At 74.9% G+C, this 22,341-nt stretch carries 19 protein-coding genes; 7 read left to right on the plus strand and 12 right to left on the minus strand.

Features of this window, described 5'->3' with window-relative positions; all coding sequences use genetic code 11:
- Window positions 1-28: 28 nt before the first annotated feature.
- From FGE12_RS26320 to FGE12_RS26365, 10 genes are all read right to left on the minus strand, one after another.
- A complete protein-coding gene (locus tag FGE12_RS26320) occupies window positions 29-1,603 on the minus strand; it encodes an ATP-binding protein (protein ID WP_153869375.1) in 1,575 nt (524 codons plus the stop codon).
- A complete protein-coding gene (locus FGE12_RS26325) occupies window positions 1,600-2,061 on the minus strand; it encodes a response regulator (RefSeq protein ID WP_194798299.1) in 462 nt (153 codons plus the stop codon). The genes FGE12_RS26320 and FGE12_RS26325 overlap by 4 nt, the downstream gene beginning before the upstream one ends.
- Window positions 2,058-4,994 (minus strand): PAS domain-containing protein, encoded by a 2,937-nt coding sequence (locus FGE12_RS26330; protein WP_153869376.1) that lies wholly within the window; start codon window positions 4,992-4,994, stop codon window positions 2,058-2,060. The genes FGE12_RS26325 and FGE12_RS26330 overlap by 4 nt, the downstream gene beginning before the upstream one ends.
- A gap of 154 nt (window positions 4,995-5,148) precedes the next feature.
- Window positions 5,149-6,111, minus strand: coding sequence for an ornithine cyclodeaminase family protein (locus FGE12_RS26335; RefSeq protein ID WP_153869377.1), 963 nt, complete (start codon window positions 6,109-6,111; stop codon window positions 5,149-5,151).
- A gap of 13 nt (window positions 6,112-6,124) precedes the next feature.
- On the minus strand, window positions 6,125-7,765 hold the full coding sequence (locus tag FGE12_RS26340; RefSeq protein ID WP_153869378.1) for a Sapep family Mn(2+)-dependent dipeptidase: 1,641 nt from the start codon (window positions 7,763-7,765) through the stop codon (window positions 6,125-6,127).
- 29 nt (window positions 7,766-7,794) lie between these two features.
- Window positions 7,795-8,229: a low affinity iron permease family protein gene (locus FGE12_RS26345; protein ID WP_370459157.1), complete on the minus strand. Its 435-nt coding sequence runs from the start codon at window positions 8,227-8,229 to the stop codon at window positions 7,795-7,797.
- 57 nt (window positions 8,230-8,286) lie between these two features.
- Window positions 8,287-9,924, minus strand: coding sequence for a methyl-accepting chemotaxis protein (locus FGE12_RS26350; protein ID WP_153869379.1), 1,638 nt, complete (start codon window positions 9,922-9,924; stop codon window positions 8,287-8,289).
- 8 nt (window positions 9,925-9,932) lie between these two features.
- On the minus strand, window positions 9,933-10,769 hold the full coding sequence (locus FGE12_RS26355) for a substrate-binding domain-containing protein (RefSeq protein ID WP_194798300.1): 837 nt from the start codon (window positions 10,767-10,769) through the stop codon (window positions 9,933-9,935).
- Window positions 10,770-10,875: 106 nt separating this feature from the next.
- Window positions 10,876-12,876: a DUF885 domain-containing protein gene (locus tag FGE12_RS26360; RefSeq protein ID WP_153869381.1), complete on the minus strand. Its 2,001-nt coding sequence runs from the start codon at window positions 12,874-12,876 to the stop codon at window positions 10,876-10,878.
- 40 nt (window positions 12,877-12,916) lie between these two features.
- A complete protein-coding gene (locus tag FGE12_RS26365) occupies window positions 12,917-14,161 on the minus strand; it encodes a GAF domain-containing sensor histidine kinase (protein ID WP_153869382.1) in 1,245 nt (414 codons plus the stop codon).
- Window positions 14,162-14,303: 142 nt separating this feature from the next.
- Between FGE12_RS26365 and FGE12_RS26370 the strand changes: the two genes are divergently transcribed.
- Window positions 14,304-14,819, plus strand: coding sequence for a DUF6789 family protein (locus tag FGE12_RS26370; protein ID WP_153869383.1), 516 nt, complete (start codon window positions 14,304-14,306; stop codon window positions 14,817-14,819).
- On the opposite strand, the gene FGE12_RS26375 is transcribed toward FGE12_RS26370, so the two are convergent.
- Window positions 14,816-15,196: a DUF962 domain-containing protein gene (locus FGE12_RS26375; RefSeq protein ID WP_153869384.1), complete on the minus strand. Its 381-nt coding sequence runs from the start codon at window positions 15,194-15,196 to the stop codon at window positions 14,816-14,818. The two genes, FGE12_RS26370 and FGE12_RS26375, sit on opposite strands and share 4 nt — an antisense overlap.
- A gap of 58 nt (window positions 15,197-15,254) precedes the next feature.
- On the opposite strand from FGE12_RS26375, the gene FGE12_RS26380 reads away from it, so the two are divergent.
- Complete coding sequence (locus FGE12_RS26380; RefSeq protein ID WP_153869385.1) at window positions 15,255-16,541, plus strand: hypothetical protein; 1,287 nt, start codon at window positions 15,255-15,257, stop codon at window positions 16,539-16,541.
- A 599-nt stretch (window positions 16,542-17,140) separates the two neighbouring features.
- Window positions 17,141-17,389, plus strand: coding sequence for a hypothetical protein (locus FGE12_RS26385; protein ID WP_153869386.1), 249 nt, complete (start codon window positions 17,141-17,143; stop codon window positions 17,387-17,389).
- Window positions 17,390-17,418: 29 nt separating this feature from the next.
- Here the strand turns inward: FGE12_RS26385 and FGE12_RS26390 are convergent, their stop codons facing one another.
- Entirely contained in the window at window positions 17,419-18,555 is a 1,137-nt protein-coding gene (locus tag FGE12_RS26390) for a serine hydrolase (protein ID WP_194798301.1), read from the minus strand.
- A 53-nt stretch (window positions 18,556-18,608) separates the two neighbouring features.
- Here FGE12_RS26390 and FGE12_RS26395 point away from each other — a divergent pair, with 53 nt between their 5' ends.
- From FGE12_RS26395 to FGE12_RS26410, 4 genes are all read left to right on the plus strand, one after another.
- Complete coding sequence (locus FGE12_RS26395; protein ID WP_153869388.1) at window positions 18,609-19,268, plus strand: hypothetical protein; 660 nt, start codon at window positions 18,609-18,611, stop codon at window positions 19,266-19,268.
- Between the two features lie 398 nt (window positions 19,269-19,666).
- On the plus strand, window positions 19,667-20,299 hold the full coding sequence (locus tag FGE12_RS26400) for an RNA polymerase sigma factor (protein ID WP_370459158.1): 633 nt from the start codon (window positions 19,667-19,669) through the stop codon (window positions 20,297-20,299).
- Window positions 20,286-20,867 carry an anti-sigma factor gene (locus tag FGE12_RS26405; protein WP_153869389.1) on the plus strand — a complete coding sequence of 194 codons (582 nt, stop codon included), beginning with the start codon at window positions 20,286-20,288 and terminating at the stop codon, window positions 20,865-20,867. Before FGE12_RS26400 ends, FGE12_RS26405 begins: the two co-directional genes overlap by 14 nt.
- A gap of 8 nt (window positions 20,868-20,875) precedes the next feature.
- On the plus strand, window positions 20,876-22,177 hold the full coding sequence (locus FGE12_RS26410) for an AraC family transcriptional regulator (protein WP_153869390.1): 1,302 nt from the start codon (window positions 20,876-20,878) through the stop codon (window positions 22,175-22,177).
- Window positions 22,178-22,341 lie beyond the last annotated feature (164 nt).

Here is a 22,341-nt window from a genome sequence, read left to right on the forward strand (position 1 = left end):
CTGACCCTCTCCCAGAGGAAGAGGGGACTTAGCCCGCCGGCGGCGTGCGCCCGGCCGCCTCGCGCGGCAGCCGCACGGTGAAGGTGGTGCCCGCCTCCTGCGTGCTCGCCACGTCCACCTGGCCGCCGTGGGCGAGCACGAGCTCGCGCACGATGTAGAGCCCCAGCCCGATGCTGCGGTCGCTGAAGCCCACGTGGCCGCCGCCGCGCTGCAGCGGCTCGAAGAGGCGCGGCAGCAGCTCGGGCGAGATGGGCTCGCCCGCGTTCTGCACGCGCAGCCACATGCCCTCCGCCTCGCCGCGGCTCTCCACGCGCACGGGTGTGTCCGCGGGGCTGTACTTGAGCGCGTTGGTCACCAGGTTGGTGAGCACCTGCGCCACGCGGTCCGCATCCCAGCGCCCGTGGCCGCTGCCGCTGTGCACGAGCTCCAGGGTGCGCTCGGGGAAGGCGGCGCGCGCCTCCTCCACCACCTGCTCGGCGAGCTCGTGCAGGTCCAGCGCCTCGGGGCGGATGGGGATGCCACCGCCCATGCGCGCCTGGGTGTAGTCCAGCAGGTCGCGGATCATCCGGCTCGCGCGGTCCGCGCTGGACACGATGCGCGCCGCGCTGCGCGCCACCCATGGGTCGATGCTCTCGCGCCGCAGCATGAGGGAGGCCGAGGTGAGGATGGCGGCGAGCGGGTTTCTCAGGTCGTGGCTCACGATGCCCACCACCTGCTGCTCGAACTCCACGCGCGCCTGCGCCTCCTCCAGCAGCCGCTGCCGCTCGCGCTCCGCGCTCACCCGTGCCGAGTCGTCGCGGATGGCGCCCACCACCCGCACGGCCTTGCCATCCGCGTCGCGCACGATGAGCCCGTGGTCGATGACGTGGGCCCAGCTGCCGTCCGCGCGGCGGAAGCGGTACGCGTGCTCCCAGCGCTGCCGGGCGGGCGCTGCGAGGGCCACCTGCGAGTCCGCCAGCACCAGCGGGAGGTCCTCCGGGTGCACGCGCGAGCCCCACCACTCCGCGTCCGTGCCGTTCGCGGGGACCGGGTATCCGAACACGCGCTCGAGCGCGCCGGCCCACTGGGTGCGGTTCAGCTGCGGGTCGAAGTCCCAGATGGCATCGCTGGTGGCGAGGCTCGCCAGCTGGTAGCGCTCCTCGCTCTCGCGCAGCGCCTGCTCGGCGCTGCGGCGCTGGCGCGCCCCTTCCGCCTCGCGCAGGGCGCGCTCGATGCTGGGCACCAGGCGCTCCAGGTTGTCCTTGAGCACGTATTCCGTGGCGCCGCGCTTGAGCAGCTCGATGGCCCGCTCCTCGCCCAGCGCACCCGAGACGAAGAGGAAGGGCACGTCCGGCAGGCGCTCGCGCGCAAGCGAGAGTGCCTCGGTGCCGTCGAAGCCGGGCACGTTGTAGTCCGAGAGCACCAGGTCGTAGCCGCCCTGCACCAGCGCCTCGAGGAAGCCCGCGCGCCCGTCCACGCGGTGCACCTGCGCCGCGCGCCCCGCCGCCTCGAGCGCACCCACCATCAGCTGCGCGTCCAGGGGGCTGTCCTCGAGCAGCAGTACCCGCAGCGGCGCCGCGGCCGGCTCGAGCGCGGGCGGTGGGGTGGCGAGCAGCGCGGTCATCGTACGCCACCCCGGGGCAGCGAGCCGGGAGGCGGCTGGTTCACCACGGCCCAGAACAGCCCCAGCTCCTTGAGCGCGGCGACGAAGTCCCCGAAGGCCACCGGCTTCACCACGTAGGCATTCACCCCGAGGCCGTAGCTGCGCGCGAGGTCCTGCTCCTCGCGGCTCGAGGTGAGCATCACCACCGGCACCGTCTTGAGCCCGGGGTGGCGCTTGATGTGCGCGAGCACCTCGAGGCCGTCCACCTTGGGCAGCTTCAGGTCCAGGAGCACCACGGCGGGGTTGCCCTCGGGGCGCTCGGCGTGGGTGCCCTCGCGCTGCAGGTAGTCCAGCGCCTGCTGCCCGTCGCGCACCACGTCCACCTCGTTGGCGAGGTTCGTCTCCTCGAGCGCGGCGAGCGTGAGGGCCACGTCGTTGGCGCTGTCTTCGACGAGGAGGATTCGCTTGAGGTCGTTCACGGGTGGGTTCCTCGGGAGGCGCCGGGCGCGGGGGTGTGGGGGAGGGTGAAGTGGAAGGTGGCGCCCTGGTCCGGGGCGCCCTCGGCCCAGGCGCGCCCGCCGTGGCGGCTGACCACGCGCTTCACGTTCGCGAGCCCGATGCCGGTGCCCTCGAACTGGTCGGCGGTGTGCAGGCGCTGGAAGACGCCGAAGAGCTTGTCCACGTACTGCATCTCGAAGCCCACGCCGTTGTCCTTCACCCAGACGTGGGTCTCGAGATTTCCGGCGCCCAGCGGCTCGGCGCCCACCTCGATGACGGCGCGCTCGCGGGGGCGCGTGTACTTGAGCGCGTTGGCGAGCAGGTTGCGCAGCACCTGGCGCAGCATGGCGGGGTCCGCGTGCACCTCGGGCAGCGCGCCCACGCGCCACTCCACCTGGCGGCCGCGCGCATCCGGAGCGAGCTCGCGCACGACCTCGTCCACCAGCGCGCGCAGCTCCACGCGGGCCGGGCGCAAGGCCGCGCGCCCCATGCGGCTGAAGGCGAGCAGGTCGTCCACCAGGGTGCCGCCCTGCTGGGCCGCGTCGAAGATGGTCTTGAGGTAGCCGCGGCTGGTCTCGTCCAGCTGCGACCCGGCGCGCTTCTGCAGCAGCTGGGCGAAGCCGGTCACGTGGCGAAGGGGCGCGCGCAGGTCGTGGCTGACGGAGTAGCTGAAGCTCTCCAGCTCGCGGTTCACCTCCTGCAGCTGGTGGGTGCGCTCGGCCACGCGCTGCTCGAGCCCCGCGTTGAGCCGACGCACCTCCGCCTGGGCGGCCTCCAGCTCGCGCAGGGTGCGCACCTGCTCCTCGATGTCCGTGCTGGTGCCGAGCCAGCGGGTGATGTGGCCCTCGGCGTCGCGCGCGGGCAGCGCGCGCCCGAGCAGCCAGCGCCACTGGCCGTCCGAGCGCAGGCGGCGGTACTCCACCTCGAAGGGCTCGCCCGTCTCCACGCTGCGCCGCCAGCGCTCGAGCGCGCGGGGCCGGTCCTCCGGGTGCATGCTCTGCTGCCAGGTGGCGGTGTCCGCGCGGTCGGGCGGGGCGCCCGTGTACTCGCGGAAGCGCTGGTTGAAGTAGTCGTGCTCGCCCCCGGCGTCTGCGCTCCAGGCGAGCTGGGGCATGGCCTCGGCGAGGACGCGGAAGCGCCCCTCGCTCTGCTGCAGCGCGGCGGCGAGCGCCTCCACGCGCTCGCGCGCCTGCACCTGGGCGGTCACGTCCATGCTGTAGGAGACCACGCCGTCGATGCGCCCCGCGGCGTCGCGCAGCGGCTGGTAGCTGATGTCGAAGATGCCCTCCTCGAGCGCGCCCTCCTCCGTGCGCCGCCAGCGCGCGCGCATCTCGCGCGCCTCCACTGTCTCGCCGGTGCGGTACACGCGCTCCAGCAGCTCGTAGAAGCCCTGCCCCTCGAGCTCGGGGAGCAGCTCGCGGATGGGCACGCCGGACGGCAGCGCGCGCCCGCGCAGGCGCTCGGCGGCGGGGTTGGACATCTCGTGCAGGAGGGTGGGCCCGCGCAGCACGGTGGCCGAGACGGGCATCTGCATCAGCAGGGACTGGAGGTTCTGCCGCTCGGCGCTCACCGCCTGCAGCAGGCGCGCGTTCTCGGCGGCCGCCTGGGCGCGCTCCTCGTCGATGCGCTTGCGCCTGCTGATGTCCAGCACGGTGCCGGTGAAGCGCGCGAGCGTGCCGCCCTCGAAGCGGGCGCGCCCCGTGGCGCGCACCCAGCGCAGCTGGCCGTCCTGCAGCCCCACGGTGCGGTACTCCACGTCGAAGTGGCCGGGGCCGCCGGGCCGCAGCGCCTCCTGGATGGCCGCGTGGGTGGCCGCGCGGTCCTCGGGGTGCAGGCCGGAGAGGAAGACGTCGTAGTCCACGTGCGCGTCCGGCGGCAGGCCGAACAGCTGCTTGCAGCGCGCGTCCCAGCGCAGCTCGTGCAGCGTGTCCATGTCCATGTCCCAGGTGCCCAGGGCGGTGGACTCGAGCGCGAGCTGCAGCCGCTCCTCGCTCGCGCGCAGCGCCTGCGCCTGCTGGCGCAGGTCCTCGGCGAGCGACTCGGTCTGGCGGCGCGCGCGCACCTGGTCGGTCACGTCCACGGCGAAGGCGATGAGCCCCTCCACCTCGCCCGAGGGGCCGCGCATCGCCTGGTAGATGAAGTTGAAGTACACCTGCTCGGGCGGCGCGCCCGGGCCGCCGCGCGCCAGCTGCACGGGGAAGTCGCTCGCGCGGAAGGGCTCGCCGGTGCGCAGCACGCCCTCGAGCGCCTGCAGCACGGCGCGCTGCCCCGCGAGCTCGGGCAGGGCCTGCAGCAGGGGGCGGCCCACCAGCCCCGTGCGCCCCACCACCTGCTCGTAGACGGGGTTGGCGAACTCGAAGACGAGCTCGGGCCCGCGCAGGATGGCGATGGCGGCGGGCGCCTGCAGCAGCAGGTTGCCGAGCAGCGCGCGGTGGCGGCTCTCCGTCGCCTCGCGCTCGCTCGCGCGCAGCGCCTCGCGAGCCACGTGGAGCTCGAGGAAGACGGAGACCTTGGCCTGCAGCACCGCGGGCACCAGCGGCTTGCGCAGGAAGTCCACCGCGCCGTGCGCGTAGCCGCGCAGGAGCTCCTCCTCGCCCACGTCCCCCGCGGTGAGCAGCAGCACGGGGGTGCGCTGGTTCAGGCCCTGCTCGCGCAGGCGCACCGTGACCTCCAGGCCGCTCAGGTCCGGCAGCCGCAGGTCCAGCAGGATGGCGGCGAAGTCCTCCTCGGCCGCGCGCTGCAGGGCCTCGCGGCCGGTGGCGGCGCGCACCGTGCGCGCGCCCAGCGGCTCGAGCAGCGCCTCGAGCGCGAGCAGGTTCGCGGGGCGGTCGTCCACCAGCAGCACGCTGGCGCGCGAGGGGCGAGCGCCCGGACGGGCCGGGGCGGTGGACTGGGACGCTGCGTGGGAGGACACGCTCCTGTCTTAGACCGCCGGGGGCATCGCGCCCGCAGAGACCCGTCCGACGGGGGTGACCGCCTGCCGGGAAGAAAACAGTGCGGGCAGGCAGCCCGCATCCGGGTGCCTGCAAACTTCACCCGCAGTGAGGGAGCGGGGGCCCGCGCAGCGATCAGGCGCTGAAGTCCACGCGCTGCAGCTCGGGGTCCTCGCGCGCGGCGAGGTACACACTCCAGGCGGCGGCGAGGTCCGTGAAGGGCAGCCCCACGCTGCTGAAGACGGTGAGCTCGTCCGGGCGGGTGCGGCCCTGCTTCAGGCCGGCGAGCACCTCGCCGAGCTCCGCGTGGATACTTTCCTCGCCCAGCCCCACGTTGCCCACCGCGCCCATGGAGAGCGCGAGGCCGCGGTGGTCCACGACGACGCGCGCGCGCTCGAGCAGCGCGCGGCTGAGCTCCACCTTGCCGGGCTCGTCCGCGCCGAGGCTCGTCACGTGCGCGCCGGGCGGCAGCATGTGCGGCTCGAGGAAGGCCTGCCGGCTCCAGGTGGCGCACACGACGATGTCCGCGTCCGCCACCGCCTCCGCCACGCTGTCCGCCTGGCGCACCGGCAGCTGCAGCTGCTGGTACATGCGCTGGGCGAAGGCGAAGGCGCGCGGCATGTCCGTGTCGTAGACGCTCGCGCGCTCCAGCGTGCGCACCAGGCGCAGCGTCTTCAGCCCGATGGCCGCCTGCGCGCCCGCGCCGATGAAGGCCACGCGCCGGGCGTCGGGCCGCGCGAGCACGTCTGCCGCGAGCGCCGCGGTGGCGGCGGTGCGCACCGCCGTGAGGTGGCCCGAGTCCATCACCGCGAGCAGCTCGCCGCTGCCCAGGTCGTGCAGCTGCAGCGTGCCCTGGATGGCGGGCTGCTGCGCGGGGAACTTCGCGTGCACCTTCACCGAGTACGCCGGCACTCCGGGCAGGCAGCCGGGGAAGAGGACCGTCGCACTGCCCCCGGCGTGCACCGGGGTGCCCGCGCGCTGCGGCACCACGCTGCGCCCCAGCGCGTCCGCGCGGAAGGCCTCGCGCAGGTCGTTGAGCATCAGGAGCCCATCGAGGTAGCGGGCCACGTCGGAGCGGCGGAGGAGGAGCGTGCTCATGGAGGAAGGGTGCTCACTTCGGGGGCGCGGTGAAAGCGAAGGCCCCCATGGCCCCGGCGAGCAGACGGGTCAGCTGGTCCAGGCGCTCGAGCGAGACGAACTCGTCCGGGGCGTGGCCGGTGTAGAGGTCGCCGGGGAAGTCCGGGCCGAAGTCCACCGCGCGCGGGAAGAGGCGGGCGTAGGTGCCGCCGCGCACGCTGCGCGGCGCGGCCTGCGGGTCGCTCATCTGCTGGCGGTAGATGCCGAGCAGCGTGGTGACGAGCGGGCCGGAGGGGTCCGCCACGTGCGGGTCTCCCACGTAGCGGCCCTTGCCCTCGTGCACGCGCCCGCCGGTGGCCTCGGCCACGCGCCGGGCGGCGGCGTCCAGCGAGGCGTTGAAGGCGGCCGCGTCCTTGCCCTGCGGCCGGCGCATGTTGATGCCCAGCGTCACCTTGCCCTTCTCCAGGCGCAGCAGGTCCGCCGTCACCAGCAGCCGGCCCATGAGCGGGTCCTCGTAGGCGAGCCCCAGCTTCTGGCCCCACACGTCGCCGTCGAAGTGGCTCGCGAGCAGCCCGAGCATGGCCTTCGCGCCCCCGTCCTCGAGCGGCAGGCGCGAGGCGACCGCGGCGAGGTCCCAGAGCGCGTTGCGCCCCTCCTCTGCGACGCTGGAGTGCACCGCCACGCCGCGCGCGACGAGGCGCACGCTGCCCCCTGCGCGCTTCACCTCCACCTTCATCAGCGGGCGCTCGGCGGCGAGCGCGGCCACGTTCGCCTGCACCTGCGCGAGCGCCTGCGCGGCGCTCATCCCCACCGGCAGCAGCGTCAGCTCCGCCTGGCCCGGCACCTGGGTGAGGAACTCGCCGCCGCTCAGGGCCGTGACGCGCAGGCGCGCGGCGGGCGCCGGCGTACCGGCGTCCGCGGCGCCTGCGGAGTCAGGGGCTGCGGCCGGAGCGGCGTCCGCCTCCAGCGCCCAGCCGACGAAGCCGGACTGCGCGGCGACGAGGGGGAAGTTCGCGTCCACCGAGATGACGTGGGGCGGGTGCGGCTCCTTCTCCGCGTAGGCCTGCATCCCCGTCCAGTCGCTCTCCTCGCCGTTGCCCACGATGACGAGCACGCGGCCCGCGGGCTTGAGGCCCAGCTCGTTGGAGAGCTGGATGAGGGTGAGCACCGCGGCGAGCGGCGCCTTGTCGTCCATGGCGCCGCGGCCGTAGAGCTTGCCGTCCTTCACCACCGGCTCGAAGGGCTTCGTCTTCCACTCGTGCGCCGGGGCGGGCACCACGTCGCCGTGGAAGACGAAGCCCACCTGCAGCGGTCCCTCGCCCCAGGCGAGCTCGAAGACGTCGTTCTGGCCCACGGTGCGGAAGGCGAGCCCGTTCCTCTTCGCCCAGCCCTGGAGGAAGGCGCCCATGCGGGCAATCTCCGGGCTCTTCGCCGCCGGCACCTCGCTGCTCACCGTGCGGAAGCGGATGAGCTGCGAGGTGAGCTGGACGACGCTGTCCTGCGCGCAGGCGGCCGCGTAGGCCGTGAGCTGCGCGGGGGCCGCGGGCTGGCCGGGCGTGAGGAAGCGCGCGGCGCGCGCGGGGCCGGCGCCGCGGCAGCGGGGGTCTTTCGCAGCGGGGGCCGCGGAGGCCTGGAGGGCACCGAGCAGCGACAGCAGCAGGGCGAGAGAGCGCATGGTCGCGCCAGTCATGCACAAAGCGGCGCCTAGTGCGAGGAGTCGTGCGCGTGGCGGTGGGCGCGGTGCGCGGCCTCGGTGCGGTCCACGCCGCTCTTGCGCAGCCGCTGGAACTCGCGCTCGAAGGCCGCGAGCTCCTCGTCGCTCGCGTGCTCCAGGTCCGCGAAGACGTTGCGCGCGCGGCGCTGGGCGCGGATGAGCTCGTCCAGCTTCAGGTGCAGCGCGCGCGCGTCCCGGTTCTGGGTGGCCTGGATGAGGAACACCATCAGGAAGGTGATGACGGTGGTGCCGGTGTTGATGACCAGCTGCCAGGTGTCGCTGAAGTGGAAGAGCGGCCCGGTGACCGCCCACACGAGCACCACCGCGAGCGCGAGGAGGAAGGCGCCCGGGCGCCCCATGCGCTCGGAGATGCCGAAGGCGAAGCGGTGGAAGCGCTCGGAGCTCATCGCCTCAAAGGTGCGCACGCGCGCGCCTGTTGGACAGGCGGCCAGCCCCGGGCGCCCGGCTGCCGGGCCGCCGGCCTAGAGCCGCAGGGTCTGCAGCGCCGCGTCCACCTGGGCGCTCACATCCTGCAGCAGCTGCACGGCGGCGCGCGTGGCCTCGAGGCTGGCCATGGTGACGGTGGTGCCGCTGGCGAGGTCGCCCACCGCGCCCGAGAGCATGCCGATGCCCGCGTCCTGCTCGCCCACGGCGCCGGCCACCTGGCGGATGCCGAGGCTCGCCTCCTGCAGGAGCGCCCCGAGCTCGCGCAGCCGCGCGCTGCTCTGGCCCACCTGCGCGAGGCTGCCCTTCATCTGCGCCTGGCCCTGCTCGGTGAGCTGCACGGCGGAGCGCACCGCGTCCGCGGTGGACAGGAGCACGCGGCGCACCTCGCTCGTCGCCTTCACCGAGCGCTCGGCGAGGCTGCGCATCTCCTGGGCGACGACGGCGAACCCGCGGCCCACCTCGCCTGCGCGCGCAGCCTCGATGGAGGCGGAGAGCGCGAGCACGTGGCTCTGCTCGGCCACGTCCTTCACCGCCTGGGTGATGGTGCCCACCTCCGCGGTGCGCTCGCCCAGCTCCACCACCTGGCGGGCGATGGCCTCGATGTGCGTGCCGATGTGCTGGATGCCGCCGAGGCTCTCGTCGAGCGCGCGGGTGCCGGCGAGCCCGACCTCCTCTGCGCGCACGGCGCTGCCCAGCAGCTGGGTCGCGCGCGCGGCCGCCATGCCGCTGCTCTCGCGCAGCACCTGGGCGCTCACCAGCGTCTCCTGCAGGCTGGTGGCCTGGATGGTCACCTGGCGCTCCTGCTCGCTGCTGGCGGCCGCCATGTGCTCCACCGCGATGCCCAGCTGGGCCACGGTGGTGCGCAGGGTGAGGTGCAGCTCGCGCAGGCGCCCGAGCATCTGACCCAGGCCCGCGGCGAGCTGGCCCAGCTCGTCCTCCGCCGTCTCGGGCAGCTGCACGCTGAGGTCGCCCTGGCCCACCTGCTGCGCGGCGCTCACGAGCGCGCGCAGGGGCACGGTGAAGGAGCGCGCGATGCGGAAGAGGACGAAGAGCCAGAAGGCGGCGAGCGCGAGCACGGCGAGCAGGGTGATGGCGAGCTCGTGGCGCAGGGCGCGCTCGGACTGCGCCTGCACCTCGTCGTACTGCAGGTACATCGCGTTGCTCGCGCTCTCGATCTGCTCCACCAGCCGCGCGTAGCGGCGGCTCTCCGCGTCCGAGAGCAGCGTGGCGGCGCCGGGGGTGGTCAGGTGCACGCGCAGCGCGTTGCGCAGCTGGCGCCAGGTGGTGCGCGCGTCCACGATGAGCGGGCGCGAGTCGCCCAGCGTGCCGTCCTCCAGCGCGCGCTCGAAGCGCAGGTCGATGGCATCGGCCTGCTCGGTGAGCTGGCGGCGCAGGAGCGCAGCGCGCTCGTGGCTGCCGGACTGCTGCAGCCGCGCGACGAGGGCGTAGCTGCCGTTGAGGTCCACCAGCAGCAGCGTGAGCCGCTCGCGCGCCTCGCGCTGGGCCTTGAGCAGCGCGTGGGTGGGCCCGCCGATGCGGTAGCGCTGCAGCACGTGCAGCTGCAGGAGCGAGCCGGCGAGGAGCGCCGCGGTCATCACGGCCACGGCGAGCAGCAGGCGCTGCCGGATGCTGAGGCGCCGGATGCTGATCCGGCTGGGGCGGGAGGGGCTCAAGCGGGGCGTCACTGGTTGGAGGCGCGGGGCACGAAGTGGCGGGCCACCTGCGCCTGGCCCGCGCCCGAGAGCGCGTAGTCGAAGAAGGTGCGCAGCTTGCCGGTGGGCGCCGCGCGGGTGACGAGCAGCAGCGGCCGGCCGAGCGGGTACGCGCCCGAGCGCACCGAGCCCGCGTCCGGCGCGACGCCGTCCACCGCGAGCGCGCGCGTGCCCTCGCCGGCGAAGGCGAGCGAGGCGGGGGTGACGGCGTGCGGGTGGCTCGCCACGTACTGCACGCACTCGCGCGCCGTGGTGAAGAGGCGCACCGGGCCCAGCGCCGCGCCCTCCATCACCTGCTCCTGGAAGAGCGAGAGCGTGCCGTGCGCCGCGCCGCCGGACTGCACCACCAGCTCCACCGGCGCGTCCTCGCCGCCCAGCTCGCTCCAGCGCGCCACCTGCCCCGTGAACAGCGCCTTGAGCTGCGCCTCGCTCAGTGCGCGCACCGGGTTCTGCGCGTGCACGAAGACCGCGAGCGCGTCGTAGCCGAGGATGGTCCAGTAGGGCAGCTGCGCCTTCTCGCTGCTGTGCAGCGAGCGCGACATGCCCGCCACGCTCGCGCGCCCCTCCATCACCGCCGCGAAGCCCTCGCTCGAGCCCGGCAGCTCCACGCTGCCGAAGCGCTCGCCGCTCAGGGCCTCGTAGCCCGCGACGAGCTGGGGCAGCACGCTGTCGCCCACCGTGGAGGAGCCGCTGTAGCGCAGCGGCTCGGCGTCCGAGCCCGCGCCGGAGCCCGCGCCCGCGCGGCCACAGCCGGCGAGCGGAAGGAGGGCGAGCAGCGGCAGCAGCAGGAGCGAGCGCAGAGACAAGACGCGTTCAACTTTCCACACTTCCCCCCGGCGCGCGAGTCGGCCTCCCCGCCCCTCCGCGCGCAGGCCGGGCGGCCAGGCGCGCGGAGCCCCACCCACGCCTACATCACTGCACCCCGGCGAGCCCGCGCAGCACCTGGGCCCGCACGAAGGTGGCCGGCACCGGGCCCTGGCGCATGAGCGCGAGGTGGAAGCGCTGCAGGTCGAAGGGGCGCCCCGCGAGCTCCGCCTGGCGCCGCGCCTCCGCGCGAAGCGAGCGGATGGCGTCGCGGCCGAGCCGGTAGGTGACGGCCTGGGTGGGCCACTTGGAGTAGCGGTAGATGGCCTCCTCCGCCCCCTTGCAGCTCGCGCGCTTCACGGCGCTGAGGCGGGGCGCCGTGCAGGAGCCGGGCAGGAAGTCCGGCACCTGGCTGAAGAGGTCCACCGCCTGCGCGTAGGTGAGGCGCCCGGTGTGCAGGCCCGTGTCCACGCGCACCCGCAGCTCGCGGTAGAGCTGGCCCGCGAGCATGTAGAGCCGCTCCTCGGGGGTGTAGAAGCCCGCGGGTGCGCCCGGCGCCGGCTCGGCCATCAGCGCCTCGGCGTACAGGCCCCAGCCCTCGGAGGCCATGGAGTCCGCCCACATGCTGCTCGAGTCCTCCACCGCGCCCGGCATCAGCCAGCGCAGCGGGCCGAAGGCGTCGCGCTCGCGGGTGAGGGTCTTGTAGTGCCAGTCGTGGCCGGGGAAGCCCTCGTGCGCGCTGAGGTCCGCCATGGCGTGCACGTTGTTCGCCTTGAGCCCCTCCACGTCGTTGCCGGTGGGGGTGACGTAGAAGCGGCCCACGCCGGTGCGCTTGAAGGGGGGCGCAGGGTAGTAGGAGGCGCCGGACACGGAGGCGCGCAGGGGCTCGGGCGTCTCCACCACCTCGAGCTGGTAGTCCTGCGGCACCTCGAAGAGGCCCGTCTTGCGCGCGTAGTCCACGAGCCGGAAGGCGGCGGCGCGGTAGCCCTCCACCATCTCGCGGTCGCTCTTCGGGTAGTCCTGGCCCAGCCGGTCGAAGACGGCGCGCACCGCGGCGAAGCCGTCCGCGGGCAGGCGCCACTGGTGGCTGCGGCCGATGTCGCGCGCGAGCTGCACCATCTCCTGCTGGCGCGCCTCGATGAGGCCCTGCGCGCCCTCGAAGAGCTGCGCGCTCGTCTCGCTCACGCCCAGGTCGTGCTTCAGCGCCCAGTCGTACTCGGGCTCGCCCAGGGCGTAGTGGTCCTGCGCGAAGGCGGGCTTCACGCCGGCCTCGCGCCTGTCCGGCGCGTCGAAGAAGGTCTTCGCCACGAAGGCGCGGAAGGTGCGGAAGGCCTCGCCCGCCTGCGCGCCGGCTTGTTGCACCTCCTGCACCAGCGCCTCCTTCTCCGGGCCGCTCGCGCGCGCCTCGGCGAGCGCGGGCACCGTCTTGCTCAGGTACTCGGCGCTGGCGAGCGGGGTGTCCAGCCCGTCGCGCACCAGCATGCGCTTGTCCGGGGTGTTGCCGCGGGTGACGCCCGTCTGCAGCTGGTCCTGCGCCACCTGCAGGTAGGCGGGCACGGCGCGCAGCCGGCGGGCGAGCGCGCGCCACTCGGCGGCGGTGCCCAGCGTGCCCTCGCCCGTGCGGGTCATGCCCTGCAGGCTCGCGTCCGTGCCGCGGAAGGGCTCGTCCACGTAGCTGTCCAGCGCGCGCTCCTGGTAGCGGCGCTCGGCGTACAGGTGGTGCAGGTAGCGCAGCTGCGCGAGCGCCACCTCGCGGTCGATGCGCAGGCTCGTGCTCTGCAGGGCGCGCGCGTCCGTGAAGGCGCGCTGCAGGCGCTCCACCCACTGCAGCTCCTCGGCGAGCGCGCCCGGCGAGAGGTCGCGCAGCCGGCCGTCCGCCTCGGCGAGCGCGGGGTCGAAGCCGCTGCCGCCCAGGTACGTGCTCTCGGTGGGGTTGCGCTGCAGGAACTCCACCACGTAGCGGTGCTCGAGCGCGCGGAAGTCCGCGTCCGCATCGCGCGCGGGTGCAGGCGCAGGCGGCGCGGCGGGCGCAGGTGCGGGAGGGGGAGCGGCGGCGGGCCGGTGGGAGCAGGCCAGGGCGAGCAGGAGCAGGGGCAGGAGGCGTCTCATGGCGGGGAGCCACCCTAGCGCGCGCGGGGCGCCCCGGCGCTCAGACGTTTCCGAGCGGCAGCGACAGCTCGAAGCGCGCGCCCTTGCCCGGCACGCTCTCCACCTGGAGGCTGCCGCCGTGGGCCGCCGCGATGCGGTGCGCGAGGTAGAGCCCGAGCCCCAGCCCGGTGGACTGCGGCCCCGCGGCGAAGCGCTCGAAGAGGTGCGGCAGCAGCTCGGGCGCGATGCCCGGCCCCTGGTCCTGCACGCACACCAGCGCCCAGGGGCCGCCCTCGCGCTGCTGGCTGAGCACCTGCACCTGCACGGGCACCTGGGCCGGCGAGTGCTTCAGCGCGTTGCCCACCAGGTTCTCGAGCGCCTGGCGCACGCGGCGCGGGTCCACCAGCGCCACCAGCTCCTCCTCGCCGCGCACCACCACGGGGTGCTCGGGCTCGGCGGCGAGGCTCGCCACCTCGCGCACCATCACCATCAGGTCCGTGGCGCGCCGCTCGAGCGTGAAGATGCCCTGCTCGAGCCGGCCCACGTCCAGCAGGTCCGCGATGAGGCGGCGCAGCCGCTCGAGCGCGAGCCGCGCCTGCGACGCGTCGCGCATGTTGGCGAGGTGCTGCTCGCGCCCGGCGCGGTGGTCCAGCAGGTCGATGCGCCCGCTGAGCGCACCGATGAGCGCGTTCATGTCGTGCGCGAGCGTGGTGATGAGCTCCTCGGCCGCGGTGCGCCGGCCGCGCTCGGCGGCCTCGCGCGTGAGCTGCTCCACCAGCTCCGCCTGGCGCGCCACCATGCCCACCCAGCGCGAGGCCGCCTGCACGAAGGCGAGGTCCTCGGGGCCGAAGGCCTCGGGCTTCGTGGTGGTGACGGAGAGCACGCCGCGCACGCGCCCCTCCACCTCGAGCGGCGCGGCCACGTGCGAGCGCACGCCCAGCTTCTCCTTGATGCCGGGCACCTCCTCCGGGTCGCGCTCCACGTGCCCGTCCAGCAGCGGCTTTCCCGAGCGGAAGACGCGCACCGCCTGCCCGCCGTTGCTCGAGGGCAGGCGGTGCAGCCCCAGCGCCACCTGCTTGCGCGCGAGCGGCGTGTCGCTGGTGCCCACCGCCTCGAGCGTGTCCTCCTCGGTCCGGTAGAGGAAGGCGTCCACCTTCTCCGCCCCCATCATCTGCGCCACGTGCTGCGCCGCATGGCTCAGGGCCCCCTGCAGGCTGGAGGCGGGGGTGGCGAGCAGGCTCTCGAGCGCGGTGAGCATCCGCAGCGCGTAGGGAGGGGAGGAGGGAGGCTCGGAGGCGGACGCCATGAGGTGCAAGCTCCTTCGCCCCGCGGCCTTTGAAAGCCCACGTCCGCCGACCAGGGATGCCTGCCCGCCTGCACGCCGGCCAGGTGCGCGAGGCATCCCGCGCGCAGATGCACCTTTGCCTCGACGGCGGGAGGAGCCAGCGATGAACGGTGCGCTGCAGCGCGCAGGACACGGAGCATTGGCGGGGGCGGTGGGGGCCGCGTGCATGACGGCGCTGCGGATGGGGGCGCACCGCGCCGGCCTCATCCAGAAGCAGGTGCCCCAGGTGGTGGAGGAGTGGATGGTGCACCGCAGCGGCCGCGCGCCGCGCGGAGGCCCCGCCGGGCACCAGGCCGCGAGCCAGCTGGTGCACCTGGGCTACGGGGCCGCGTGGGCCGCCGCCTTCGCGCTGGGGCAGCGCGGGGGCCGCAGCCGCGCGCCGCTGCTGCGCGGGGCGCTGTTCGGCGCCGCGCAGTGGGCCTTCGGGTTCTTCGTGCTGATGCCGGCACTGGGCGTCACCCGCCCGGCGTGGCGGCAGCGCCCGCGCGAGCTCGGGGTGAATCTCTCCGCGCACCTGCTCTACGGCGCGGTGACGGCGCTGGTGAGCGAGGAGATGCAGCAGCAGCGCCAGCGCACGCCGCGCTCGGAGCTCGCGCGCCGGCTCGCGACCGTGGGCTAGCGGCGCGCGGCCTGGGCGCGGGCGCTCTCCTGCGCGGGGGCGGCCTGCTCGCCCGCGCGCGCCTGCTGCAGGTGCGGGGCGAGCCGGCCGCTCGCCATCAGGCCCCACATCCGGAAGTCGGAGACGAGGCTCCAGAGCGGGTAGCGGAAGGTGGCCGGGCGGTTGTGCTCCACCCGGAAGTGGCTCACCCACGCGAAGCCGTACGCGGCCGCCAGCGCCGCGGGCACCAGCAGCGCGCGCCCCGTCAGCGCCGCGCCCACCCCGAGCCCCACGCCGAGCGTGGTGCCGGCAAAGTGCAGTGCGCGTGTGGCCGGGCGGCCGTGCTCGCGCAGGTAGAAGGGCCAGAAGTCGGAGTAGGTGCGGATGCGCTCGGACATGCCCCCAGTCTAGTGACTCGTGCGTGCGCGCGCTCGGGCTGCCACAATCGCGCCCCCGATGGAGCCCACCTCCCCGCCCGAGGACTGGAAGCCGCAGCCCGCCCGCAGCGGTGCGGACGTGCGCGCGCTCACGCTCAGCGCGGAGGAGGGCTTCCTCCTCTCGCGCCTCGACGGCGCCACCGCCGTGCGCCACCTGCCCGCCCTCACCGGGCTGAGCGGGGCGCAGGTGGGCACGCTGCTCGCGCGGCTCGTCGCCGCGGGCGCCGTGCAGCCTGTCGCCGTCCCCGCGGTGAGCCGCCCCACCCCGCTGCCCGCGGCGCCGCGCATCGCGCCGCTCGGCGGTGCGGCCTCCTCGGCCGTGCCCCGCATCGCGCCGGGCGTGACGGCAGTCCGCGCCGCTGCGGCGGTCCCCGCTCCTCCCGCGGGGGCTCACGCTGCAGCTGCGGAGCCGCCGAGCGCGCGGGACGCGGGCAGCAGCGAGGCCGGCGCGGAGGAGGCGAGCGCCGGGTCCGCGAGCGCGCACGATGCGAGCGCGCGCGATGCAGGCGCGGAGCACGCGAGTGCGCACGATGCAGGCGCGGAACACGCGAGTACCGAGGACGCCGGCACGGACGAGGCTGTCGCGGAGGAGGACGAGGTGCCGGACGCCTCGGGCACCCTGCGCCGGCTCTTCGAGGCCGAGCTGCACGCGCTCTCCGCGGACGAGCGCACGGCGCGGGCGCGCGGCGCGGTGGAGCCCGAGCTCAGCGCGCTGTGCTTCGACCCGCTGCCCGCGGTGGTGCGCGCGCTGCTGGAGAACCCGCGCGCAGGGCTCGTGCAGGCGCGCCTCATCGCGCGCCACCACGTCACCGCCGTGGGGCTCGAGGCCGTCGGGGGCCGCCCCGCCTTCGCCGCGGACACGGGCGTGCGGCGCTGGCTCGCGCGCAACCCGCATCTGCCGGTGGGGCTGCTGCGCCGCCTGTGGGGGATGCGGCGGCTGCTCGAGCAGTACAAGTTGATGGTGGATCGCGACATCCCCGAGCAGACGCGGCGCGGCGCGCGCGAGCTGCTGCGCACGCGCTTCGCCTCGGGGCCCGCCGAGGAGCGCGTGGAGCTCATCCTTCGCACCGAGGGGCGCGCGCTCGCGAGCCTCTCAGGCCTCCCGGTGGACGGGCGCACGGCGGCGCTGCTGTGCGGGCGCACGTACACCTCGGTGCTGCTGTTGCAGAACCTCGCGCGCTGGAGCGCCGCCCCGCCGCAGCTCATCGCGCACCTGCTGCGCCAGGAGCTGGTGCGCCGCCAGCCGCAGCTGCGCACCCAGCTGCAGCGCCACCCCAACGCCCCGGCCGAGGCGCGGCGCGGCTGAGATCCTTCAGACGCGTGGAGCAGCCGGGGCGCTGTGGCGTCGTCACCCCGCGCGCTCGGGCTTCGCGAGACACGCGAGAGTGGCGCGAGGGGCACGGCCTCGAGCAGGAGAGGCCGGGAGGGGACGGGGCTTCTCAAAGAGGGTGAAACCGTCCACGACGCGTGGACTGCTGTCTCGAAAGGGGACGCCCCTCCCGGGCGCGGACCGGCGCGCGATGCAAAAAGGTAAAATCCTATTTTACGTTTTTGCGCGACGCGGGCCGCCGCTCCCGAGGGGGGACACACTCAGAGTGAAGCGGAGCTCGGGGGCCAGAGACCTCCCACGTGGAATGGACGTTTCGCTCCACGCGAGGGCCCTCGGCAGGCAGCGCGGACGGTGCGCAGAAGGAAGCGTCATTCCAGGCGACGGCCGCGAGGAAGACGCGAGGACTGCCAGCGTGTCACCCCTGAGCGCCGCGGAGCCGGCGACGCCCCACCGCGAGCGGCCGCAGCGCACCGTCACCCTTCCCGTCCTGACGCACCACGAGCAAGCTTCTTCCGCGTGAAGCAGCACAAGCATCGGGGCATCGCCACCGGGTAGAGGCAATGGAGGAGGCGGGGATGAGCATCGCTTTCGAGGGGCGGCGGCACGAGGTGCTGCTGGGCAGCGATGTGGTGGATGACGGGATGTACCTCGAGCTGGCGGACGCGAGCGACCGTGTAGCCGGCGCGAGCCTGCTCGTATTCCGCTCGGACGCCGACGGCCGCATGACGTTCAGCGGGCGCTGCAAAGACCTTCCGCTCGAAGCCGTGGAGTGGTTCCTCGCGGAGGCGAAGAGGCGATTGGTGGAGGCCGAGGACGCGCCGTAGCGGCCCTGTGTCCGTGGGCGCGTCGCGAGCTATGGGCTCGGCGCAGCGCGCACGGGGGCACGGCGCGCTTCGACGGGCGGCGGCGGCTGCGCACCGAGCGCGCTCCACACCGCGGCGCCCACCTCGCGGAAGGCGGCCTCGGCCTCAGGGACCTGGTCGAAGTCGCGCGCGCAGGCGGCCACCACGACCGAGCGCCCGGGAGCGAGCGTGAAGAAGCCCACGTCGCAGGCGCGCTGGAACTGCGTACCCGTCTTGTGCGCCCAGGCCACCTGCGCAGGAAGCCCCGCCCGCACGCGCGCCGCGCCCGTGCGGCAGGCGCGCATCAGGGTCTGCATGCGCGCGCAGCTCCCGGCGCTCAGGCCCTCGCAGCGCGCGACCTGCGCGAGCAACCCGCCCACCTCGCGCAGCGGCGCCGTGTTCACACCCGTGGCGTAGAAGGCCTCGAAGGCGCGCGGGAGCACCGTGGCATCCTGCGGCGGCGGGGCGCCCACGAGCTGCGCGAAGGCGCGGGCGCGCGCGTCGAGCGACTCGTGGCGCCCGAGCTCGCGCAGCTGCGCGCCGCTCAGGTGCGCCCCGCGCGGGTCCAGCCGCGCGTAGAGCTGCTGGCGCTCGGTGAGCAGCGAGCGCAGCGGGCCGAAGTGCAGCCCGCGGCACGCCACCTCCGAGTCCAGCCGGTCCTCGCCCACGCGGGTGATGAGCCGGTCCGCGGCGGTGTTGTCGCTGCGCACCAGCATCAGCTCGAGCAGCTGGCCCACGCTGCGCTCGGTGCCCACGTCCGCGGGGCCCAGCAGCCCCACGCCGTCGCGCACGTCCTGCGCCTCCAGGCGCAGCGGCTCGTCGAGCGAGAGCGCTCCCGCGTCCACCTCGCGCAGCACCGCGAGCGCGACCACCAGCTTGAGCGTGGAGGAAAGATAGGCCGGGGCCTCGGCGTCGTAGCCGTAGGACTCGCCGGAGGCCACGTCCTGCACCCAGACCTGCAGCGCTCCGCGGTGCGCCAGGTCGATGCCGCGCACGCGCTCGGCGAGCGCGGCGGTCCACGGCGCCGCCGCGGATGGCGACGCCGCTGACGGCAGCGCCCCCGCCGGCTGCGCGCCTGCGCGGGCGCCGAAGCTCAGCGCGAGCAGCAGGAGCGCAGCAGTGGGGGCGCGTACGGACGCCGGGCTCACGCGACGGCGGGTCAGACTACCCCCCACCGCCCGCCGAGGCGCCGGAGCCGCCCGTGGCGGGGGCCGGCGTGGTCTGCGCGCCCGAGGAGGCGGAGGACGTGTCCGAGCTGCTCGTGTCGGAGGCGCTCATGCCGCTCGCGCTGGAGCTCGTGTCGGAGGGCGTCGTCGCCGCCGCAGCGCCCGAGCCACCCGTGCCCGAGCTGTCCTTCGGCGGGCAGGGCGTCGCCGTGCCCGAGCCACCCGTCGCGCTGTCGCTGGTGCCCATGGAGCCCGTCGTCGAGCCCATCGAGCCCGTGGAGCCCGAGGTGCTCATCGACCCGGTCGCCCCGGTGGCGCTCCCCGCGGCCGAGCCGCCGGTGCCAGCGGTGCTGTCGGTCTGGCCGGGGCTGCGCATCGTGCCCGTGCCGCCGGTCGCGCTCGAGCCCGCGTTGCCGGAGCCGCCGGTCGAGGTCTCACCCGTGGTCATCGTGCCCGTGCCACCGGTCGCGCTCCCCGCGCCCGAGGTGCCCGGGTGGTTCGGGTCGACGTTGTTGTCCGGCGGCGCGCTGGTGGTGGGGTCCGCGGTGGTGCCCGGCGCGTTGGCGCCGCCCGACGGATTCTCCGAGCCACCGGTGCCCGGCGCGGGCGTGCCCGTGCTGGACGGAGGCGTCTGCTGCTGGCCGGTGCTGCTACCGGTGCTCCCCGTGGACGTCCCCTCGCTGGCGGACTTGTGAGCGCAGGCTGATCCCAACAGCAAGATGCCGGCGCACAGGCCGATGAGTCGCTTCATGGCGGTCTCCTTTGTTCGAGCAAGCTCGACTCGTAGAAAGGTGGGACCTGTCCGCCGCCGTGCAATTCAGGGGGGTATCGGCCCCCTGGCCGCAGTGCCCTCGTGCGGCCGTGCGCGCGCGCGCCCGCCTGTGCTAATCAGAGCCCCTCCCTGCACGCCCTTTCCGCAGGGGGACGGGCCCCGGAGAGGGCCCCCGGACGGCGCGGATGCCGCAGTGCGGCGCGAACCCCTCCCCGGACCCGATACGTGGGGCCGGGCGCTGACGTTGAAGGAGTGTCGAGCCTAGGGATGCGCCAGCACCTATGGCATGCGCGAGGTCCAGGAAGGTACGAAGGTGCGGTCGTGCACGATGCGCTGAGCGTGGACTTTCTGGACGCGGCCGCGGTGCACGGTGAGGAGCGCGCGGAGTTGGACGAGGCGGAGGCCACACGGCGGGCGCTGGAGGGGGAGCGCGAGGCGTGGGATTTCCTCATCGCGCGCCACCAACACCGGGTGGTGGTGTCCCTGCTCGCGCGGGGGGTTCGTATGGACCGGGCGAAGGAGCTGGCGCAGGAGACCTGGGCGAGGCTGGTGCAGCAGCAGCGTCGCGGGCAGCTCACGGACCTGAAGCTGCCGAGCCTGGCCCTCACGCAAGCCGCCTACCTGGCACTCGACGATGCACGGCGCACGCGCCGTGAGCACCTGGCAGGGGACGTGGACTCCCTGCCCGAACGTGAACAACCGGTGGACCCCGCCGTCTCGGCAGAGCGGCGGCTGCTCACCGAGGAGCAGCTGGCGCGCGCGCACGCTGCCCTGAAGCAATGCTCCCCCGGCGCCCAGCGGGTGTTCCGCCTGGTGTACGAGGGCCCAGACCTACCGCACGCGGAGGTGGCCGAGCGCGTCGGCCTCTCCACCCAGCGCGTGCGCCAGATTCTGTGCGAGGTGCGCAAGAAGCTGCGCTCCGCACTCGAGGACGAGAACGATGAAGAGCTGTGATCGCCATTTCACCCGCGACGACGCCGAGGCGTACGTGCTGGGTGCGCTCGAGCCGGCCCGGGCGGCCGCGCTCGAGGAGCACGTGGCCGCGTGCGACGCCTGCGCCCGCCTGCTGCAGGTGGAGGCCCTGCTGGAGGAGGACCTGCGGCAGGTCGCCGCCTCGAGCCCCGGCATGGGCGGCAAGCTGCTGAGGCTGCCCGCTGCGCGGCTCGCGCGCCGCGTGCTCGCCCCGGTGGGCGCGCTGGCCGCGGCCGCCGCGCTCGCCTTCCTCGCGGTGCGCCACGAGGCCCCCGCGCCGCTGCCCACGCCCGAGGTGGCGCGGCGCGCGCCCATCACCGAGCTGCCGCAGGTGGAGCCGCGCGGCCTGCCCGGGCTCGCGAGCAACGTCCCCGCGCGCGTCGTCTCCTGCCCGGACCTCGCCACGCGCGCCTCCTGCCTCGCGAGCGCGAGCGCCCAGGGCCTGCTGGTGCAGGACCCCACCTCCGCGGGTGCCGCCGTGCCCCGCTACGAAGCCCGCGTGGCGGTGCCCCAGGGCGCGCTCACGTCGATGCGTCCCTTCCCCCTGTGAGCCCCGGGATGCGCCCAGGCCAGCCCCTCCACCGCGCCGCCGCCGCCGCAGCAGGGTCCCTGCTCCTCGCGCTCGCGCTGGGGGTGTGCGGCGTGGCCCGGGCGCAGGGCGGTGGGCCCGTGCCCGCAGACCCGCGCGCGCAGCAGAAGCCGCTCTACCAGCCGGCGGCCGCGCAGGCGCCGGCGCAGCAGCAGCAGCAGCAGCAGCCTCCGGAGACGGTGGAGGAGGTGCCCACGCCCTCGAGCAAGGTGGCGGTGATGCCGCCGGGCTGGTTCCTCGCGGGGCTCGCGCCGCACCACTACGAGGTCACGCTGGATGCGCAGTCCGCGTGCGAGGGCTCGCGCGCGGCGCACGTGCGCAGCAAGGTGGACCAGCCCGCGGGCTACGGCACCTTCATGCAGATCTTCCGCGCGGACGACTACCGCGGCAAGCGCGTGCGCTACAGCGCCGTGGTGCGCACGAAGAACGTGCAGGGCTGGGCGGGGCTGTTCATGCGCGTGGACGGGCGGGACGCGGCGCACCCGCTCGCCTTCGACAACATGCAGACGCGCGCGCTCGTCGGCGACACGCCCTGCCAGCGCCACGAGGTGGTGCTGGACGTGCCGCGCCAGGCGAACTTCATCGCGCTGGGGCTGATGCTCTCGGGCACCGGGGACGCGTGGGTGGGCGGCGTGCGCTTCGACGTGGTGGACTCGAGCGTGGCCAGCACGGACCTGCTGGGCGGGGTGCTGGGCTCGGGCGCCTTCGTGGTGGACGGTCCCGCGAACCTCGGCTTCCAGCCGGACGTGACCGAGGACCAGGCCACGGGGCGCGTGGGCGGCGTGTGGTTCAACCGCGTGCGCGTGGAGAACGGGCAGCGCGGCGCGCGGCTGAAGGACGGCGTGTGGCACGGCGTGTTCACCGACATGAAGGTGAACGGGCGCACCGTGGAGGGCACCTTCGACAAGCGCGAGGGCCGCTTCACGGTGAGCCGCGAGGGCCAGGTGACGCGCGTGCTGGGCACCTGGGGCAAGTACCCGGTGGACATCCGCATGGGCCCGGATCGGCTGGACATGCGCTGGGGCGAGCGCGAGCGCACCCTCACCCGCACGAAGACCGAGACGGTGGACCCCAACTGCGTGCGCTACGTGCGCAGCGACGGCGGGCTCTCGCGCATCGACCAGCTGGACGTGTGCGGCGAGGCGCTGGTGCCGGTGCCGCCCGTGGCCCAGCTCGTCATCGCGCTGCTGGCCAACGGCTTCGAGCGCCCCGCGCGCGTGGACTCCATCTTCGCGCCCAACGTCGGCGAGCCGCACCAGGAGCGCCGCTAGGCGCGCGCTGGGGGGGCGCCCCGTGGGGCGCTCTGTCAATGGGGCACTCTGCCCCCTCCCCTTTCGCCTGAGATTCCGGCCACTTGCGCCCCTCGGGGGCCTGGCACGGCGGGTGCTCATGTCCCCGGCAGCCGGTGCCCGCATCCCCGCGGGCCCGCCCTCCC

Origin of the sequence: Aggregicoccus sp. 17bor-14 (assembly GCF_009659535.1) — a bacterium.
Lineage (GTDB): Bacteria > Myxococcota > Myxococcia > Myxococcales > Myxococcaceae > Aggregicoccus.

Excerpts from the sequence above, each read along its gene's own strand:
- FGE12_RS26385 (WP_153869386.1), top strand. The coding sequence starts at position 17,141 with ATGAGCATCGCTTTCGAGGGGCGGCGGCACGAGGTGCTGCTGGGCAGC.
- FGE12_RS26405 (WP_153869389.1), top strand. The coding sequence starts at position 20,286 with ATGAAGAGCTGTGATCGCCATTTCACCCGCGACGACGCCGAGGCGTAC.
- FGE12_RS26335 (WP_153869377.1), bottom strand. The coding sequence starts at position 6,111 with ATGAGCACGCTCCTCCTCCGCCGCTCCGACGTGGCCCGCTACCTCGAT.
- FGE12_RS26340 (WP_153869378.1), bottom strand. The coding sequence starts at position 7,765 with ATGCGCTCTCTCGCCCTGCTGCTGTCGCTGCTCGGTGCCCTCCAGGCC.
- FGE12_RS26370 (WP_153869383.1), top strand. The coding sequence starts at position 14,304 with ATGAACGGTGCGCTGCAGCGCGCAGGACACGGAGCATTGGCGGGGGCG.
- FGE12_RS26380 (WP_153869385.1), top strand. The coding sequence starts at position 15,255 with ATGGAGCCCACCTCCCCGCCCGAGGACTGGAAGCCGCAGCCCGCCCGC.
- FGE12_RS26365 (WP_153869382.1), bottom strand. The coding sequence starts at position 14,161 with ATGGCGTCCGCCTCCGAGCCTCCCTCCTCCCCTCCCTACGCGCTGCGG.
- FGE12_RS26360 (WP_153869381.1), bottom strand. The coding sequence starts at position 12,876 with ATGAGACGCCTCCTGCCCCTGCTCCTGCTCGCCCTGGCCTGCTCCCAC.
- FGE12_RS26320 (WP_153869375.1), bottom strand. The coding sequence starts at position 1,603 with ATGACCGCGCTGCTCGCCACCCCACCGCCCGCGCTCGAGCCGGCCGCG.
- FGE12_RS26375 (WP_153869384.1), bottom strand. The coding sequence starts at position 15,196 with ATGTCCGAGCGCATCCGCACCTACTCCGACTTCTGGCCCTTCTACCTG.
- FGE12_RS26410 (WP_153869390.1), top strand. The coding sequence starts at position 20,876 with ATGCGCCCAGGCCAGCCCCTCCACCGCGCCGCCGCCGCCGCAGCAGGG.